Source organism: Lachnoclostridium sp. An14, assembly GCF_002160755.1.
In the GTDB taxonomy this organism is placed as follows: domain Bacteria; phylum Bacillota; class Clostridia; order Lachnospirales; family Lachnospiraceae; genus Lachnoclostridium_A.
Genome location: NZ_NFLE01000008.1, coordinates 82,616 through 100,743, shown reverse-complemented (window position 1 = coordinate 100,743; position 18,128 = coordinate 82,616). Strand labels below are relative to the sequence as shown.

Below are 18,128 nucleotides of genomic sequence, written 5' to 3'. Positions count from 1 at the left end.
AGAAAACAACATTCTTTTTCCATAAATATGAAATCAGGGCGGCAGCCCCGCGCCGTCTCGCGCCGGGGCTGCCGCCCTGATCATTTTATGTATACGCTGTTTTCTTTTTAAAGCACTGCTCCCAGAATCAAAAGCTCCACAATGCCCACGCCCGTCATAATGAAGGACACGGCCGTCTTACATTTCACCTGGTCACGCAGCTCGCCGAGGCCGAACATACCATTGAACACCCAGAATCCGCTGTCGTTGAAGTAGCTGCAGGCGATGGCGCCGATACAGCAGGACTGTGCCAGAAGAATGGGGTTGATGCCCAGCTGAGATACCAGGGGAGCCGTCAGAGAGGCTGCCGTGGTGATGGCTACCGTAGCGGAGCCGAGGGCCAGTCTCATGAGGGCGCCGATGATCAGGGGGATCAGGATAGCCGGGATGGGCCATGCCAGAACGGTGGCTCCCAGCACATCGCCGATGCCGCTCACCTTGATCACATTTCCCAGGGAACCGCCGGCTCCGGTGATCAGCATGATCATACCCGTATCCTTGATGGCCTCGTCCATCATGGCCATCAGTTTCTTCTTCTCCACCTTCATGCCGAGGCCGTACACCGCCAGGGTGGTACCGATGCCCAGAGCCACGATGGGAGAACCCACCAGGGTGATGATCTGATACACCACGCCGTCGCTCATGCCGGCAAAGTCAGCCACAGTCTTGCAGAGGATCAGCACCAGCGGAATCAGAATGGGGGATAAGGAAACGCCCAGTCCCGGCAGTTCCTTGGCATTCATGATCTCCTCTAACTGGTCCATGCTCTTAAGGTATTCTTTCTTAAACTCCTTGCGGTCAAAGGTTCCGTCCTCATTGGGGATCTGATAGATCTTTTTGCCGATCCACTTGGCGTAGCAGATGGCCACGATAAAGATCGGAATGGACATCAGGGCGCCGGCAATGATCATCTGGCCCACATCCACGCCCAGCATTCCCGCCGCGGTCAGAGGACCGGGGGTCGGCGGCACCATCACGTGGGTGCACTGAAGTCCGCAGGCTAAGGCCAGAGCCAGCGCGATCACGGACTTTCCGGTCATACGGGACATCGCCTTACATAAAGGCGCGAAAATCACGATGGCGGAATCGGCAAATACAGGGATGGAAACCAGCCATCCGGTTACGCCCAGGGCCCATTCCTCCTTGCCCTTTCCAATGGCCTTGATAAAGGTAAACGCCAGTCTCTCCGCAGCTCCCGTCTTCTCCAGGATGCCGCCCATCATTACGCCGAGACCGATGATGATGCCGGTGCTCTGAAGGGTATTGCCGAAACCTCCCTGGATGGCGGTAATCACGTCTCCCGGGGTCATTCCCCCGATCATTCCTGCGATCAAGGCTGCCAGAAGAAGGGCGATGAAGGTATGCGTCTTCGTTTTCATGACCAGAACGATCATGAGGCCGATGCCTAAAAACAGGCCCAGCAGCATTTGTGCTTCATGTGTCATTTCTTAGTTACTCCCTTTCCCATTTAATAACTCCGCCTGACCATGCCCCGAAGCCCGGGTCGCAGGACATTTTGTCATTGGCTTTTGTTACGTTTATGATAACAGAAAATGACACATTCGTAAAATTAATAATAGTTGTCATCTCTCTAAGAAAATCTTAGAGTGGCTATTCCCATCAATACACCCGGATGACGCTGGAGATCTCCTTCATGGCGGACATTCCTGAAATAATGGCCAGGGAATCGTTAAAATTCCGCTCCAATACCCGGTCGGTGATGATCATCAGCTCGGCGATGCCGTTCTCGCTTTTTTTCTGGTAGACCTGGGCGATGCTCACGTTGTTGTTGCCCAGGACGCCGGAAATGTTGGCCAGGGCACCGGGGCGGTCTTTTACCTGGATGCGGAGGAAGAATTTGCTGTAAGTGCTCTCCTCCCCCTTCACCGGCAGGTTTTTATAGCAGGTGCAGCCCATTCTGCCGCAGCAGCCGTGGACCACATTTCCCATGACGTCGATCACATCCCCCATGACGGCGCTGGCTGTGGGCATTTCTCCCGCTCCCCGCCCCATGAACATGGCGTCGTCACAGGCCTCCCCGTGGAGGAACACGGCGTTGAAGGAATTGCGCACCGACGCCAGGGGATGATCCTCCGGCAGCAGCATGGGATGGACCTTCACCACGATTCCGTCCTCGTCCTTCTTGGCGATTCCCAGCAGCTTGATCACGTAGCCGAAATCCTTGGCGTAGCGGATGTCCTTGGCAGTGATCTTTGTAATGCCCTCGGTATACACCTGGGAGAAGGTCACCCGGGAATTGAAGGCGATGGAGGCCATAATGGCGATCTTTCTCCCGGCGTCGTGGCCCTCCACGTCCGCGGTGGGATCTGCCTCGGCGTAGCCCTTTTCCATGGCGATGGCCAGGGCATCCTCATAGTCCATGCCGATCTCTGACATTTTCGTGAGAATGTAGTTGGTCGTGCCGTTTACAATGCCGGCCACCTCGGTGATCAGCCCGCCGGACAGCCCCTGCTTTAAGGCGCGGATGATGGGAATGGCCCCCGCCACCGCCGCCTCAAACATCAGATCGCAGCCGTGCTCCTGGGCCAGGTTTAACAGCTCCCCGCCGTGCTCTGCCAGCAGGTCTTTGTTGGCCGTCACCACATTTTTGCCTGCCTTTAAGGCCTCCGTCACGTAGGTTCTCGCCGGCTCAATGCCGCCCATCAGCTCAATGACCAGGGAAATCTCCGGATCCTCCAGAATCTCCCTCCAGCTGTCAGTGAGAAGGGCCGGGTCCACGCCCTCCCGTTTCTTTCCCAGGCTGCGCACCAGAATCTTTGAAATCTCCAGCTCCGCTCCCGTCTTATATACCATCTCGTCCTTTAACCTGGCCGCCAGCTTATAAACGCCGCCGCCCACAGTCCCCAGGCCGAGCAGTGCCGCCTTGATGACTTTCCGCTTGTCCATAACTTGCCGTTCCTTTCCTATGGTTCATTTTTCCTCCTATCTTATCATTAATATAGTAGAAAGACAACGGGGAAATGGGAGAAAATGCGTAATCAGCAACCGTTCCGCTATACAGAAACACACTGCTAAACGCCACGCGGGAGCCTGCTCCTTAAGCAGTCTTTCGCGGTATGTCTTTATAGGGCGGACACCCGGCATGAATCCCTGGACAGCCAATGCCATTTCTCGTCAGCCGGTTTTATAAAATCCGTCAAATGATGAATGGGATGGCGGAACGGTTTCTGAATGTTTTTGAAAATGCTGGTCTGAAAATGCTGAAAATAAAGGACGCGGCCTTGACACGCTCCAGCCGGTATGCTACATTTATGATGTGAGAATATGTATAAATTCACAGAACGGGTGAATGTTTCTACCGGCTGCCATACGAGCTGACTATGTATTTTCCCAGAGAGGTGTTTTGCACCCCAAAGGGAGAATGGAGAGAAAGCGGGACGGCGGTCTTTTTTTGTGCGAAAATCCCTCCGTCTCCCATTCCCCCGCTGTATGTTGTATTTAAAAAGTGTACGCGGCTGCGCACACTTGCGCCGGAGCGCAGCTGCGCCAGCAGCCATTTCCCTCTGTGGGGAGTACGCCTCCCGCCGGAGGCTTTTGCGCCAAGGCAAAGGAAAGGGGCAAATGACAGTTTGACCCGAGTATCACATTTATAAAGGAGATGACAGATATGAACACAGAAAACACAAGAATTCTGAAAGGAGACATCTGCTACAGCACGGACAAGGACACCCTGATCACCGTGGAAAACGGGTATCTGGTGTGTGAAAACGGCATTTCCGCCGGCGTGTTCCAGAAACTGCCGGAGGCTTATATGGGCCTTTTCGTGGAGGATTTTACCGGGCACCTGATCATCCCCGGGCTCACTGACCTCCATATGCACGCTCCCCAGTACGCCTTCCGCGGCTTTAAAATGGATCTGGAGCTTTTGGACTGGTTAAACTCCAGCGCCTTTCCGGAGGAGGCCCGCTATGAGGACGAGGAGTACGCCAGGGCGGCCTACTCCATCTTTGTAAACGACCTGAGAAAAAGCGGCACCACCAGAGGCTGTTTCTTTGCCACCCTCCACCTGCCGGCCACGGAGATCCTCATGGAGCTTTTGGAGGAGAGCGGCCTTGAAACCATGGTGGGAAAGGTGAATATGGACCGCAACTGCCCGGACTACCTTAGGGAAAAGGACGCAGAAACCTCCGCGGCCCTCACCCTTTCCTGGCTGGAGCGCACCGCCGGGAAATTCCAGCACACAAAGCCTATCCTCACTCCCCGCTTCATCCCCGCCTGTTCCGACGAGCTGATGAGACGGCTGGCGGACATCCAGAAATCCTACGGCCTTCCCGTCCAGTCCCATCTGTCGGAAAATCCGGGGGAAATCGCCTGGGTGCAGGAGCTGGTGCCCCAGTCCCGGTTCTACGGGGACGCCTATGACCTTTTTGGCTTATTTGGCGGGGACGTTCCCACCATCATGGCCCACTGCGTCCACTGCCTGCCGGAGGAGATGGATCTGATGGAACAGCGGGGCGTCTATATCGCTCACTGCCCTCAGTCCAACGCCAACCTAACCTCCGGCGCCGCCCCCGTGCGGGCCTTCCTGGACCGGAACATGAAGGTGGGACTCGGCTCCGACATCGCCGGCGGCACCGTTCTCTCCATTTTCCGGGCTATGGCGGAGAGCATCCAGGTCTCCAAGCTGCGGGCCCGCCTGACCGGGGACGGCCTAAAGCCCCTCTCCATGCAGGAGGCCTTCTTCTTAGGCACAAAGGGCGGTGGCAGTTTCTTCGGAAACGCGGGCAGCTTTGAGGCGGGATACCAGTGCGATGCCCTGGTGCTGGATGAAAGCCGGATCCCCCATCCCCAGAAACTCACCCTGGCGGAGCGGCTGGAGCGGTATATCTACCTCTCCGGAGACGACTGGATCCTTCACAAATACGTGCAGGGGCGGAAACTGTTTTAACCCCCTTTTCCTCCCGATTTTCCGTGATTTTGCCGGAAAATTGTAAGAAAAAATTCCCTTGTTTTTGAACTATTATGGAGCTATAATCAATGTATCCAGAATATTTTCTTAAAATAAGAAGAAGGAGGAAGGAATATGAAACGATTTTCTAAGATAGCAATTCTCGCTGCGGCCTTTGCCCTTTCCGTACCGGCTACGGCCTTTGCCGGACAGTGGCAGCAGGATACCACCGGCTGGTGGTGGCAGGAGGACGACGGCTCCTACGCCCAGAACACCTGGAGGTGGCTGGATGGAAACGGGGACGGCCTGTCCGAGTGCTATTATTTTGATGCCAATGGCTACATGGCCCACAGCACCGTCGTTGACGGCTACCAGGTAGACGAGAACGGCCGCTGGATCCAGGACGGCCAGGTACAGTACGCCCAGGCAGCTCCCCAGGAGGAGAGCGACGCCATGAAGACCCTGCGGGCCGCTATGGAAAAGAATCAGGGCCTCACCTCCATGGACACAGACTACTTCATGAATATGCAGATGGCCATGGAAGGATTCTCCATGGATATGAACATGGACGGCAACATGAAGATAAAAAATGCCACCAGCGATGATATGCAGTTTATCATGACCATGAACTTATCCCTCCTGGGAGAAAGTATGCAGACCAGCTACTTCTACACCGACGGCTACTGCTACTACGACATGGACGGCGAGAAGTACAAGATCCCCATGGATATGGCCACCGCCATGCAGAACGCTGACATGGCCGGCATCGTGGACAACGATACCCTGGCTTACATCCAGGACGCGTCCGTGGTCGCAAACGCCGACGGCACCACCACCATCTACTACACCGCGAACGGCGCGGAGTTAAACAAGATGCTGGATTCCGTACTGGGCAGCATGGGCACAGACTACGCCTCACTGGGCAGTCAGATCCGTTTTGACACCTGCAAGGGAGAGATGACCATGGATGCCAACGGCAACGCGATCCAGGAAAAGGCCCTCATGGACATGACCATGGATTATGAGGGAACTGCCATGACCTTCCATATGTACATCGAATGCGACGTGAAGAATCCGGGACAGCCTGTAGACTTCGCGATTCCGTCCACAGATGGGTATCAGGATTTTTCCACGCTGCTGCAGCAGTAAAAGCTTTCCCTGACAAGGGATAACAGAAACATAGGAAAAAAAGAGGAGAGAACCCCCGGAGCGCGGACGGACTGCGCTCCGGGGGTTTTGCCTTTGGCTATTTTTATTTGGATGTTTCACCTTTTTGCGGTTTCGGGCAGAATGTGGTACCGGAAAAGAGGGCTCTCCTCTCTCACGCCAGCCTGCAAACCGTTTTCTCAGCCTGCCCCCCGCTCTCCCTCAACAAAACCAGGGCGTCCCCCGCCCGCCTTTCCGGCTCCGGGGAACGCCCTGGTTTCCATTTTACATAAGTCCTTAGATATGGTTTGCCACCTCAAAAGCATCCCAGATTCCATACATAATATTGGACACCTTCTTGGCGTCTCCTAACAGGTAAAGCTCCGGCACGTCGAACTCCAGCTGATGGTACAGGGAGTTCTCCTCCTGGTAGCCCACCGCCAGGATCACGCTGTCGCAGGGGATCTTCTTCTCCCCTTCCGCCGTCTCGGCGGTCAGGACTCCGTTTTCATAGCCCTTCACTCTGGCGCCGGTGATCACGTCCACGCCGTGGTAGGGCACCAGGCGCTCCAGCATATCCTTGTTGGCGTGACAGAGCGGGCCGTTGACTGCCAGCAGCTTGTCCAGGGCCTCCACGATGGTCACTTTGCGGCCGTGCTGAGCCAGCCAGAGGGCAGTCTCACAGCCCACCAGGCCGCCGCCTACCACCACCGTGGCATCTCCGCAGTCCTTTTCCTTTAAGAGCACCTGGGCCGCGGTGTACACCCGGCTGTCATCTCCCAGGGAGAAGGTCTTGGGCTTAGAGCCGGTGGCGATGATGACGGCGTCGTAGCCGCCTGCCAGCACTTCCTCCTTTGTCACCTCGTGATTCAGATGCACCGGCACTTCCAGCCGGTTTAACATGGTGGCGTACCAGTCTGCCAGGGCGATGTCGTCCTCTTTAAACTCCGGGGCGCCGCCGGGGATTAAGTTTCCGCCCAGGCGGGTTCCCTTTTCAAAGAGCTCCGGCCGGTGGCCGCGGATCGCCAGCACTCTGGCGGCCTCGCAGCCGGCCACGCCGCCGCCCACCACCATCACCTTCTTGCTCTTTAAAACGGGCTCGTAGGCCATGGCCCGCTCTCTGGCCGCCTGGGGATTTACGGCGCAGTTGATCATGGAATACTCCTGGATCCGGCCCATGCAGCCCTCCTGGCAGGAAATGCAGGGGCGCACCTCGTCATAGCGGCCGCAGCGGAGCTTGTTGACGTAATCGGGATCCGCCAACAGCGGACGTCCCAGGCTGACGATGTCGCACTCTCCGTTTTCCACAGCGGCGGAGGCCATATCCGGGTTGTCCATCCGTCCGGCGCAGAGCACCGGCACGTCCACCACGTCCTTCACCATCTTGCAGTAGGGACGGAACAGGCCCTTTTCCTGGTACATCGGCGGATGGTTCCACCACCAGGCGTCGTAGGTGCCCACGTCCGTATCCAGGGCATCGTAGCCGTACTCCACCAGGAGTTTTGCGGCCTCCAGGCCTTCCTCAATGTCACGGCCTTTCTCCTCAAACTCCTCGCCGGGAAGGGCGCCCTCTCTCCAGTCTTTGATCATGCTCTTGACGCTGAACCGCAGGGCCACCGGGAAATCGTCTCCGCAGCGGGACTTGATTTCCTCCACCACTTCCTTCGCGAAACGCAGCCGGTTCTCCAGGGAGCCGCCGTACTCGTCGTTTCTTAAGTTAAACATGGAAATGGCGAACTGATCCAGCAGGTAGCCCTCGTGAACGGCGTGGATCTCCACCCCGTCAAAGCCGCCTCTCTTGGCGTTGTAGGCGCCGTCTCCGAAGGATTTCACGATGCTGCGGATTTCCTCCACCGTCAGGGGACGGCAGATTTTGTCCAGCCAGCGATGAGGGATGGCGGAAGGAGCCACCGGCGGGAACTCCCCTAAGTTGGTGGGGATGGTAACCCGTCCGAAACCGGCGGACATCATCAGGAAGATTTTGCTGCCGTAGGCGTGTACCCGCTCCGTCATCTCCTTGCTGGTGCGGATGAAATGGACGGGGTTGTAGGTGGAGTTGGGGCAGTTTGGCATACTCTGGGTCTCCACCTTGCAGTCGGAAAAGGTGACGCCGGTGATGATCAGGCCGGTGCCGCCCTTGGCCCGCTCGGTGTAGTAGTCGATTCCCCTCTGGTTAAAGCCGCCCTGGGCGTCCGCCAGCCCCAGCGGCCCCATGGGAGCCATAGCAAACCGGTTCTTGATGGTTACGGAGCCGATTTTCACCGGTGTGAACAGATTTTTGTACTTCATAGCATTTCCCCTCTCTGTTATTTTATTAACAATATTGTACCATAAAACAAAAAAACCGGCCATCAACCATTCATTGACAGCCGGCAATTCTTTGTTGCAGGTACTGGCTAAACAGCCGGATGTTCTCGTATCCCGCCGTCTCCCGCTTGTGGGCGCCGTAGACCTCCCAGCGCAGGCCCTCCGCGAAGGGAATGGCCCGGACGCCCTCCATTTTAAATTCTTCCCGGAAAAACTCCGGGGCCACCGCCAGGCCCACGCCCTGGCTGCACAGCCGGTACAGGCCGGCTCCGTCCGCCGTCTTCGCCACCACATTGGGCTCGATCCCGTGGACGGCGCAGAGAGAGGTGAAATCCCGGTACAGGCGGAAGGCCTCGTTCATAATGAGCAGCCGCTCCCCCTCGATCTCCTTTAAGGAAAGCAGCTCCCGCCGGTAGAGGGGATGGCCCTCATAGACGTACAGGCAGATGCCGCAGCCTGCCACCGCCTTTGTCTCCACCTCTGTCTCCTCCCAGCCCCCGATCACAAAGCCGTACTCGATCTCGGAACCTAAGAGCTTTTCTTTCACCTGGTCGTTGGGGTACTCCCGCCACTCTAAGCGCAGCTCCGGATGGGACTGGCCAAATTCCAGGATTACCGACAGGGGGAGGAGGTTTAATACCCCGTTGGCACAGCCGATGCGGAGCCGTTCCCGCCGCTGCTGCAGCTGTCTCAGCCCCTTTTCCAGGGCACCCAGCTCCTTTAAAATCCCCTCCGATTTCCCGTATAAAAACCGCCCCGCCTCCGTGGGCCGCATTCCCTGGGAGGTGCGCTCAAACAGGACGGCCTGCAGCTCCTCCTCCAGCTGGCGGATGTTCTTGCTCAGCCCCTGGGGCGTGATAAACAGCCGCCTGGCCGCCCGGCTCACGCTCTGCTCCTCAAATACCGCCTGGAAACATTTCAGGTCTTTTGTGTTCATGGACGTTTCCCCCTCTTTGAGGTCTATTGTAACCTGGGAGGGGGAGGGGCGTCAAGCGGGACGTCCGGAACCGTTTCATCCGTTTCATGGCTATTTCACGGAACCATCTCGCTCACAGACAGAAAATCCGATCACATCCCCGCCCGGTAAAGCTCCCAGGCGATCCTGGCGCTTTCCTCCAGCTCCTCCAGGCAGTAGAACGCGTCCATCACCGTTTTCCCCGGCACCACCGGCCCGTGCTGCTTTAACAGAAAGCCGTCGCTGGCCTCCACCCGCGCCCGAAACGCGGCAAAGAGGGCCTCCGAGCCAGGTTTTTCGTAGGGAACCAGCCCCACCGCCCCCAGTTTCATCTTTAAATAAGGGGTGTGGGCCGGAATGCAGTCCTCCTCCCGTTCCGCGGGTACAAAGCTCCAGAGCACGCTGTAGGCGCTGTGGGTGTGGATCACTGCCCCGATTTCCGGGGATTTCTCATAGAGAGCCAGGTGGAGGGGCCACTCCTTGCTGGGCTTTCTCTCCCCCAGAGGCGTCCCGTCCAGGGCCACAGGGGTAAAATCCTCCGGTTTCATGGTTCCAAAGCAGGTGCCGCTGGCACTGATATAGACGCGGTCGCCGTGGCGGAAACTCATGTTGGCGGAGGATCCCGCCGTCTTTCCTCTCTCAAACAGGCTATGGCAGACCCACACCGCCTCCTCCAGCTTTTGTTTCAGGCTGTCTTCCATCATTTCACATTTCCTCCTCTTTTCCTGTCATCTGAACGGCCCGGCGGAAGAAATCCTTCTGGCCGAAATTGCCGCTTTTTAACACCAGGCGGAGCCTCGGCCGGCCGGCGGGGGTCATCACCGGCACTCCCGGCGCCACGCTCTCCCCGATCCAGTAGGAGGAAAAGCCTAACCGCCTGGTCACCGCGCCGGAGGTCTCCCCGCCGGCACTGATAATCCTGGTATAGCCTTCCTCCACCGCCTTTGCCGCCAGGCTGGCGGCGGCGTCCTCCAGAAGGGCCGCCACCCGCTCTTGCCCCAGTTTCTGATATTCTTTTACCCGTTCCGGCGTGTCGGAGCTGTAGACCAGAGGGGGCCAGCTCCCGTTTTCCGCCGCCTTTGCCTCCTCCCAGACCGCGTCCAGGGTCTGGGTGCCCTCTATCATGGCCTCCGGATCCAGCTTGATGCAGGGGCCGCCTGACTCCTCATAACAGCGAATCTGCTCCAGGGTGGCCTTGGAACAGCTCCCTGCCAGCAAAAGCGCCTTCCCTTCCGTCCCCGTCTCCCTGGCCGGCCCGGAGTTCTCCAGCTCTCCGGCCCAGCGCCTGGCTAACGGCTCCAAAAGCCCGCTGCCTCCCGTCAGCAGGGGCAGGCCGCCAAACTGTTTCGCGATGGCCTCTCCGTCCGCCTCATCCCGGTAGTCGGGAATCAGGTAAAAGGGGCCGTTTCCAAACCGTTTCGGAGAACCGCCTTCCAGCTCCTCCCGCTTTAGCACAAAGGCGGGATACCGGCTCTGGGGCTTTATCAGCTCCTCAATCCGGCTGTCCCACATGGGGGTCAGGGGATGGTTCTTCATGGGGCTTTCATCCAGGGGCACCCCGTTTACCATCAGCCTTCCGCCTTCCACAATCCGCCCGTTTACAGGAAGGGAGGGACAAAGGAGAGTGTAAGGAGCGTCTAACAGCTCCATCAGGGCATCCGCCACCGGCCCGATATTCCCCTCAGGGGTGGAGTCAAAGGTGGAACAGTATTTAAAATAAATCTGTTTCACCCCTTTTTTTAGCAGGAAACGGGCGGCCCGCAGGCTGTCTTCCACCGCCTCCTCCCGTCTCTGGGTCCTGGATTTTAAGGCGATCACCGCCGCCTGTTCCTCCATCTCCCCTGTTCCATCCGTCTCCGGCACCCCGTTGTACAGCCGCACGCTCATGCCGCCCTTTACCAAAAACGACGCCGCGTCGCTGGCTCCTGTAAAATCATCCGCGATACAGCCCAGCACTGCCATCTATCATTCCTCCTGTCCGTTATGTCCGTAAATGTTTCTAATCTTCCAGATAATTATACAGCAATTTTCATGCCAGCTTTCCGGAATGTCTCCTCCTCCCGTTTTTCCAGATTTTCCTGTTCGTTCCCTTGACTGAACCGTTGCATTGTTGTATATTTTGAAACAACGCAACTATAGACTGCAACACTTGTTGCAGCACAACCTGGTGTTTGAGTTCCCTGTTTGGAGGAAGTTTCATGGTTCGTTTGCTGTTTATTGTACCATACCCGGAGCTGGAGGAAAAGGTTCGCTGCGTCCTCTCCCAGCATCCGGAGCGGGAGCGGCTGGACGCCGACGTCCAGACCATGACGGTGGAGGACACTCCCGATCATCTGGCCGCCGAGTACGACGCCATCATCGCCCGCGGCTACACCGCCCAGAAAACCCTGGCGGGCTACAGCCAGATCCCCACCATCCAGCTCTCCATCTCCGGCTATGACCTGGTGCGGGCCATTTCTGAATGCCGCGACACCTATCACCCGAAAAAGATCGCCATCTGCGGCTTTGGCCGCCAGCTTTACGAGGCCATGCAGGTGTGCCGGTTCTTCCATGTGGACGGGGAAATCTACTCCCCCGTCCGCCATGAGGACCTGGCTGCCACAGTGGAAAAGGCCCTGGCCGCCGGCTGTGACGCCCTGATCGGAGGCTACTCCGCCAATATCCAGGCGCAGCGGGCCGGACTTCCCTCCGTCATTATCCGCACCGGCGAGGACACTGTGCTCCAGGCGGTGGACGAGGCCATCCACACCGTGGACCGGCTGAGGCAGGAGCGCATCGTTTCCCAGATGTATAAAACCATTATCTACTCCTCCAAGGACGGCCTGCTCTACGTGGATCGGGACGGGAACATCCTGGTGCGAAACCGGGTGGTGCGGCGGATGAACGGGGACATCAGCCTGATGCACCGGCCTTTAAAGGAGGCCCTCCCTTACCTGTTTCCCATTTTCTCCTCCGTGATGGCCGGGGGAAAGGAGGAAACGGGCCGGATCCTCACCATCCCCGGCACAAAAACCACAGTGTCCGTGAGCTGCACCCCTGTGGTGGCCAACCGGGAGCTCTCCGGCACCGTCATCAACTTGTCGGACATCACCATGATCCAGGACCTGGAGGGCCAGATCCGGCGAAAGCTCAGCGCCCGGGGCCTTCAGGCAAAATACACCTTCCGGGACATCATCCACGAAAGCCGGGCCATGAGGGAGACCATCGAAACCGCCAGGCGCTACGCCCAGTCCGACTCCAACGTGATCATCGTGGGGGAAACCGGCACGGGAAAGGAGCTGTTCGCCCAGAGCATCCACAACGCCAGCCGCCGGAAAAACGGCCCCTTTGTGGCCATCAACTGCGCTGCCCTGCCGGAAAACCTCCTGGAGAGCGAGCTGTTCGGCTATGTGGAAGGCGCCTTCACCGGGACCAGCAAGGGCGGGAAAATGGGGCTGTTTGAGCAGGCCCACGGCGGCACCCTGTTTCTGGACGAGGTGGGGGAGATCTCCCCCGCCATTCAGAGCAAGCTGCTCCGAGTCCTCCAGGAGCGCCAGGTGCGCCGCATCGGGGACAACAAGGTCATCGACGTCAATGTGCGGATCCTGTCCGCCACCAACCGCAGCATTTCCCAGCTGTCCGGCCAGGGCCGGTTCCGCCGGGACTTAATGTACCGCCTGGATGTGCTCCGCCTCTTTCTGCCGCCTCTGCGGAGCCGGGAAAATGACGTGGAGCTGCTGTTTTCCCACTTTTTAAAGGCCCAGAGCCTGGAGTCCGGCGTCAGCCTCCCCGCCCTCTCCCCCGACGCCCTTTCCCTGCTCCATGAATATCCGTTTATGGGCAATATCCGGGAGCTGAAAAACATTGTGGAGCGGACGCTGGCCCTGCGCCACGGAGATCCCGTCACAAAGGAGGAGCTGCGGGAGGCCCTTTATCCCAGGGATGTGGAAATGGAGATGGAGCCGGACAGAGGGGAAGGCAGCCGGAAAATCCCCGGCAGATGGGAATCTCCCGCAGATTCCGGAATCCCCGGCGGTTCTGACCCCTTTGGAGCATTCGCCGGTTCCAGGGATCCCGGCGCCCTCGGATCTTTTTCCGGCTCCGCTGGCTCCGGCTGTCCTGTCCCCCGCGGCGGCTCAGATGCCCCCGGCTCCTTTGCCCCTCCCAGCGGGTTCAACGGCCAGGACGCCTTTACCGGTTCCCCCGTTTCCGCCTCCGCCGCCGGCCTGCGCTCCCTTCCCGACCCCCAGCGCCTCCTCCAGGCCCTGGAGCTCTGCGGCGGCAGCCGCACCAGAGCCGCCGCCCTCCTGGGAATCGACCGCTCCACCTTATGGCGCAGGCTCCGGAAATACGGCCTCTCCTGACCTTTCCTCCCTGTTTCCGCCTGTGTCTCAGAAAATGGTGCAAATGTTGCGATTCGTTCAACACATTCAACGCAAATGCAACATCTGCACCATTCTTTTCTCTCTCCCGCCCGCCCCGACTGCCTCCCGTTCCCGCCTCCAAAGAAACAATATTTGCCGGATTTTTCTCTTATTTTCCCATTTTTTGTCTTCCAGCCCATCAGTTGGCAAACACTTTGCTCAATAACAGTACATCAAACGGCCGCCGGCCAGCGAATCCCCAACTGCCGGCATCGGGTTTTCGCTCCGGGCGGCACTACTACAGAATGGGAGGGTTGGTTATATGTCAACTTCGTATGTACTTATTGTCTTTGCCATTGTCATCGTGCTGATGATCGTGCTCATTTCCAAATGTAAGGTCAACGCCGCTTTCGGCATCCTGATCGCCGCTTTTATTCTGGCAATCGCTCTGGGAACTCCCTGGGAGGAAATCGAATCCACCATCAACAGCGGCTTTTCCAGTACCATTAAAAGCGTAGCTATCGTCATCTTCCTCGGCTGCACCATGGGCACCGTGCTGGAGAAAACCGGCGCCGCCATCCGCATCACCAAATGGGCCATCAACCTGGTAGGTGAAAAACACATCATCTGGGCCATCGCCTTAAGTTCCGCCATCCTGGGCATCCCCATCTGGGCGGACACGGTGGTAATCCTGCTGATCCCCATCGTATCCATGCTGGCCGTGCAGACGAAAAAATCCATGATGAGCTACGGCACGGTTCTGTACCTGGGCGCTCTGGTCACCGCATCCTTAGTTCCGCCCACCCCCGGCCCCGTATCGGCGGCGGCCCTGTTAAACGTACCCTTAGGGCAGGCAATCCTGTGGGGCGCCCTCGTGTCCATCCCCAGCGTCATTGCCGCCACCTTTTACTGCATGACCCTGAAGACCCCTGTATCTCCCAAGGAAGAATTCTTAAAATCTGCTGCGGAGCATGAGACTATGGAGCTGCCGTCCCTGACGAAATCCCTCCTTCCCATCGTGTTCCCGCTGATCCTGATTTTCATTAACACGGCAGCCTCTGTGGTGGTTCCGGGAACAAGTATCGCCAATTTCTGCGCCTTCATCGGCAGCCCCCTGGCGGCCCTGTTTACCGGCTGTATCCTCTCTTTGCTCCTCACAGGAAAAGAGTGGAAATCCAAGAAGGTGTTAAACGACTGGGTGGATGAGGGCATCACCGCAGCGGCCATGCCCATCATCGTAACCGGTATGGGCGGCGCCCTGGCCACATTTGTAAAGAACGCGGGCGTGGCGGAAAAGATCGCGGAGCTGGTGGTTCAGTCCTCCTTCCCGCCCATCCTCATCCCCATTATCATGGCAGCCATCATCCACGTGGTGACCGGTTCCAACTCCCTGGGAGTTATGACCTCTGCCGCCCTGATGGAGCCTATGTTAGCCACCCTGGGCATCTCCCCTGTAGCCGCCTTCTTAGCCTGCGGCACGGGAGCGCTGATGTTCAAGCACGCCAATTCCTCCGGTTTCTGGGTGACGGTTTCCATGTCCAACATGGATGTAAACCAGGGCATCCGCGCCGTAGGAGGCGCCTCTACCGTCGCCGGAGCCGTGGGCGCGGCCCTCACCTGCCTGCTGGTGGCCCTGCACGTGATCTGACCGGTTCCGGAACCATTTTAATGAAAAGACAGCGTGTGTCATAGGGAATGGGGTTTCCCCATTCCCGGAGCGGAGACGGCGCCGGGTAATTTCTCAGACGCCGTTTCCGCCGAAATGATCGTGAAAGGAGAGAGACTTCATGGAAACATTTATCACAAGAGCGGCCCGCTTAAATAAAGCCTACGACATCGAGCTCATCGAACGGAAACTGGAATGCGGGGAGGACGACATCATCGTAAAAAACCACATGATGGGCATCTGTGGCTCTGACAAAAGCTTTTACCGCGGCTTTATGCCCCCGCAGACCGCGGAGTTTCGCCAGCCTCCGGAGTTTCCCTTTCTGCTTGGCCATGAAAGCGGCGGCACCGTAGTCGCCGTAGGTAGCCGGGTGAGCGACTACAAAGTAGGCGACAAGGTCATGGCTTTTGGCTGGAACAACAACTTTGCCGACTATTTTAAATCCAAGGCCTTTCAGCTTCAGCCCGTACCGGAAGGACTGGACATGGACATCGCGGCCCTGGGCGAACCCACCTGCTGCGCCATGTACTCCGGCTTAAACACCGGCGTCCAGCTGGGAGATACTGTGGTGGTCATGGGAGGCGGGTACGCCGGCCAGATCATCGCCCAGTGTTCCAAGCTGAAAGGGGCCTACCAGGTCATCCTGGTGGATGTGCTGGAGGGCAAGCTGAATCTGGCGAAATCTCTGGGCGCCGACATCGTCATCAACTCCCGGGAGGAAGACCCGGTGGCCAAGGTAAAGGCTCTCACCGGAGGCCGGGGGGCTGATGTGGTGGTGGAGGCCGCCGGCACCGCCGAATCCTTCAACGCCGCCAGCGCCATGATCCGCCACAACGGCAAGTTCGTGTTCTACAGCTGGGTCACCACACCCATCACCTTAAACATCAGCCGCTGGCACGACGACGGCCTGGAATTTATCAACACCTGCCTGGTTCACCACACCTGGCAGCAGCGTTTCGTGTGGGTGCCGGATACTCTCCGCCCCATCATCCAGGGTTCCGTAAAGATCAAGCCCCTCATCACCAATGAATTCCCGCTGGCAGACATCAAAGCCGGCTTTGACTTAGCGGACAGAGACGACGCCGCCATCAAAATCGTGTTCCGGCCCTAGCCGGGACCGATTTCCACAGAGGAAATGACGGGCTGTTCCGCCATTTTCCTTTTCCTAACGAATTACCGGCCGTTCCCACACGGCGTCCCGGCCGGACCTGAAAGGAGATCTGACATATGGATTATACAAATTTACTGCTCAACAAAGAAGGAAAGGTATCAAAAGTAGGCATCATCGGCGCCACCAGAGGCTACGGCTACACCCTGCTGGCCCAGATCCCCAAGGTGAAAAACATGGAGCTGCGGGTCATCTGTTCCCGCCACACCGACGAGTGCATGGACGTACTCACGGAGATCGGCTACAGCGAGAGCCAGATCACCGTCTGCCCAGACCGGGAATCCATTGACCAGGCCCCGGAGGATGCCGTCCTCATCGTCAGCGACTACCGCCTGGTGATGGAATGCGGCATCACCGCCCTGGTGGAGTGCACCGGCAACACCGCCGTCAGCTCCGACGCCGCCCTCTCCGCCTTAAAACGGGGAATCAACGTCTACATGGTATCCAAGGAAACGGACAGCGTCTGCGGCCCCATCTTAAATCAGGCCGCCGCGGAGCACGGAGCCGTCTACGCCCTGGTAAACGGCGACCAGCCCAGAAACCTCTTAGATCTCTATTCCTGGGCCATGCTCCTGGGCCTGGAAGTGGTCTGTGCCGGAAAATCCAGCGAATACGACTTTGTCTGGGACCGGGAAACCGGCTCCTTCACCTACTTAGACGGGGAGACTCCCAGCGAGTCTCTGCCGGAGATGGCGGACTGCTGGCGGTATCAGGGCCGGGAAACCCTGGATGCCCGCAAACAGCTGCTGGAAAAATACCTGGGCGTCATTTCCGCTGACCTTTGTGAGATGAACCTGGTCTCCAACATCACCGGCCTGGCCCCCGCCTGCCCCTATCTCCACTACCCCATCGCCAAGACTAGCGAGCTGGCCAACATTTTCATCCCGGTGGAGGACGGCGGCATCCTGACAAAGACGGGCGTGGTGGACGTATTCTACAACCTGCGGGAGACGGACGAAGCCAGTTTCTGCGGCGGTGAGTTCATCATCGTGAAATGTGAAAACGAGAAAATGTGGGACATCCTGAAGGGAAAAGGCCACGTGATGAGCACCAACGGCAAGTACGCCTGCATCTACTACCCCTACCACTACATGGGCCTGGAAACCCCCGCCTCCATCCTGGTGGGCGATTTCATGGGAATCGGCGTCCATCCGGAGTGCCGTCAGGTGACCATCATGGCCGGAGTGGCCGACCGGGACCTGCCCAAAGGCACTGTGCTCTCCGTCCAGGGCCACCACCACTCCATTGACGGCCTGACGCCCCAGCTCTTAGAGAGAAAAGACGCCGGCACCGCCGCCCCCTTCTACCTGCTCAACAAGGCCGTCCTGTTAAACGACGTGAAGAAGGGCCAGCCCGTCACCTTAGACGACGTGGATCTCTCCGGCCTGCCTGCCTATGAGCTGTATCTGGAGGGGCTGAAACTGTAAATTCATTTTCATAACAATATTCAAATTATACCTGGGAGAGGGCATGGCACAGTCTGCAAGCCATGGCCTCTCCCCTTTTTCCTCTCTCAAATCCCCCCAACCGCGCTCAACACGAAGATATTTTACAAGACATTTCCCCTCCCCCGCGGTACAATAACCACAGGAAAG

Annotated in this window: 12 protein-coding genes and 1 riboswitch; of the genes, 6 read left to right on the top strand and 6 right to left on the bottom strand. The window is 58.0% G+C overall.

Annotation, left to right across the window (positions count from 1 at the left end; genetic code table 11):
- Positions 1-107: 107 nt before the first annotated feature.
- Positions 108-1,484: a GntP family permease gene (locus B5E84_RS06535; RefSeq protein WP_087220985.1), complete on the bottom strand. Its 1,377-nt coding sequence runs from the start codon at positions 1,482-1,484 to the stop codon at positions 108-110.
- Between the two features lie 175 nt (positions 1,485-1,659).
- Positions 1,660-2,946, bottom strand: coding sequence for a homoserine dehydrogenase (locus B5E84_RS06530; protein ID WP_087220982.1), 1,287 nt, complete (start codon positions 2,944-2,946; stop codon positions 1,660-1,662).
- Positions 2,947-3,304: 358 nt separating this feature from the next.
- A riboswitch (purine riboswitch) is annotated at positions 3,305-3,401 on the top strand.
- A gap of 266 nt (positions 3,402-3,667) precedes the next feature.
- On the opposite strand from B5E84_RS06530, the gene B5E84_RS06525 reads away from it, so the two are divergent.
- Together B5E84_RS06525 and B5E84_RS06520 are read left to right on the top strand one after the other, a co-directional pair.
- A complete protein-coding gene (locus B5E84_RS06525) occupies positions 3,668-4,948 on the top strand; it encodes an amidohydrolase family protein (protein ID WP_087220979.1) in 1,281 nt (426 codons plus the stop codon).
- A gap of 135 nt (positions 4,949-5,083) precedes the next feature.
- Positions 5,084-6,097 carry a hypothetical protein gene (locus tag B5E84_RS06520; protein ID WP_087220976.1) on the top strand — a complete coding sequence of 338 codons (1,014 nt, stop codon included), beginning with the start codon at positions 5,084-5,086 and terminating at the stop codon, positions 6,095-6,097.
- Positions 6,098-6,391: 294 nt separating this feature from the next.
- On the opposite strand, the gene B5E84_RS06515 is transcribed toward B5E84_RS06520, so the two are convergent.
- The 4 genes from B5E84_RS06515 to otnK all read right to left on the bottom strand — a co-directional run bounded on the left by B5E84_RS06515 (position 6,392) and on the right by otnK (position 11,318).
- Positions 6,392-8,383, bottom strand: coding sequence for an oxidoreductase (locus B5E84_RS06515; RefSeq protein WP_087220973.1), 1,992 nt, complete (start codon positions 8,381-8,383; stop codon positions 6,392-6,394).
- A gap of 70 nt (positions 8,384-8,453) precedes the next feature.
- A complete protein-coding gene (locus B5E84_RS06510; protein ID WP_087220970.1) occupies positions 8,454-9,338 on the bottom strand; it encodes a LysR family transcriptional regulator in 885 nt (294 codons plus the stop codon).
- A 131-nt stretch (positions 9,339-9,469) separates the two neighbouring features.
- A complete protein-coding gene (locus B5E84_RS06505; RefSeq protein ID WP_087220967.1) occupies positions 9,470-10,060 on the bottom strand; it encodes a class II aldolase/adducin family protein in 591 nt (196 codons plus the stop codon).
- A gap of 1 nt (position 10,061) precedes the next feature.
- Positions 10,062-11,318 (bottom strand): 3-oxo-tetronate kinase, encoded by a 1,257-nt coding sequence (gene otnK, locus B5E84_RS06500; RefSeq protein WP_087220964.1) that lies wholly within the window; start codon positions 11,316-11,318, stop codon positions 10,062-10,064.
- Between the two features lie 236 nt (positions 11,319-11,554).
- Here otnK and B5E84_RS06495 point away from each other — a divergent pair, with 236 nt between their 5' ends.
- From B5E84_RS06495 to B5E84_RS06480, 4 genes are all read left to right on the top strand, one after another.
- On the top strand, positions 11,555-13,699 hold the full coding sequence (locus tag B5E84_RS06495; protein ID WP_087220961.1) for a sigma 54-interacting transcriptional regulator: 2,145 nt from the start codon (positions 11,555-11,557) through the stop codon (positions 13,697-13,699).
- A 322-nt stretch (positions 13,700-14,021) separates the two neighbouring features.
- Positions 14,022-15,347 carry a GntP family permease gene (locus tag B5E84_RS06490; protein WP_087220958.1) on the top strand — a complete coding sequence of 442 codons (1,326 nt, stop codon included), beginning with the start codon at positions 14,022-14,024 and terminating at the stop codon, positions 15,345-15,347.
- Between the two features lie 139 nt (positions 15,348-15,486).
- Entirely contained in the window at positions 15,487-16,476 is a 990-nt protein-coding gene (locus tag B5E84_RS06485) for a zinc-dependent alcohol dehydrogenase (RefSeq protein WP_087220955.1), read from the top strand.
- A 116-nt stretch (positions 16,477-16,592) separates the two neighbouring features.
- On the top strand, positions 16,593-17,960 hold the full coding sequence (locus B5E84_RS06480; protein WP_087220952.1) for a homoserine dehydrogenase: 1,368 nt from the start codon (positions 16,593-16,595) through the stop codon (positions 17,958-17,960).
- The last annotated feature ends 168 nt before the right edge of the window (positions 17,961-18,128 follow it).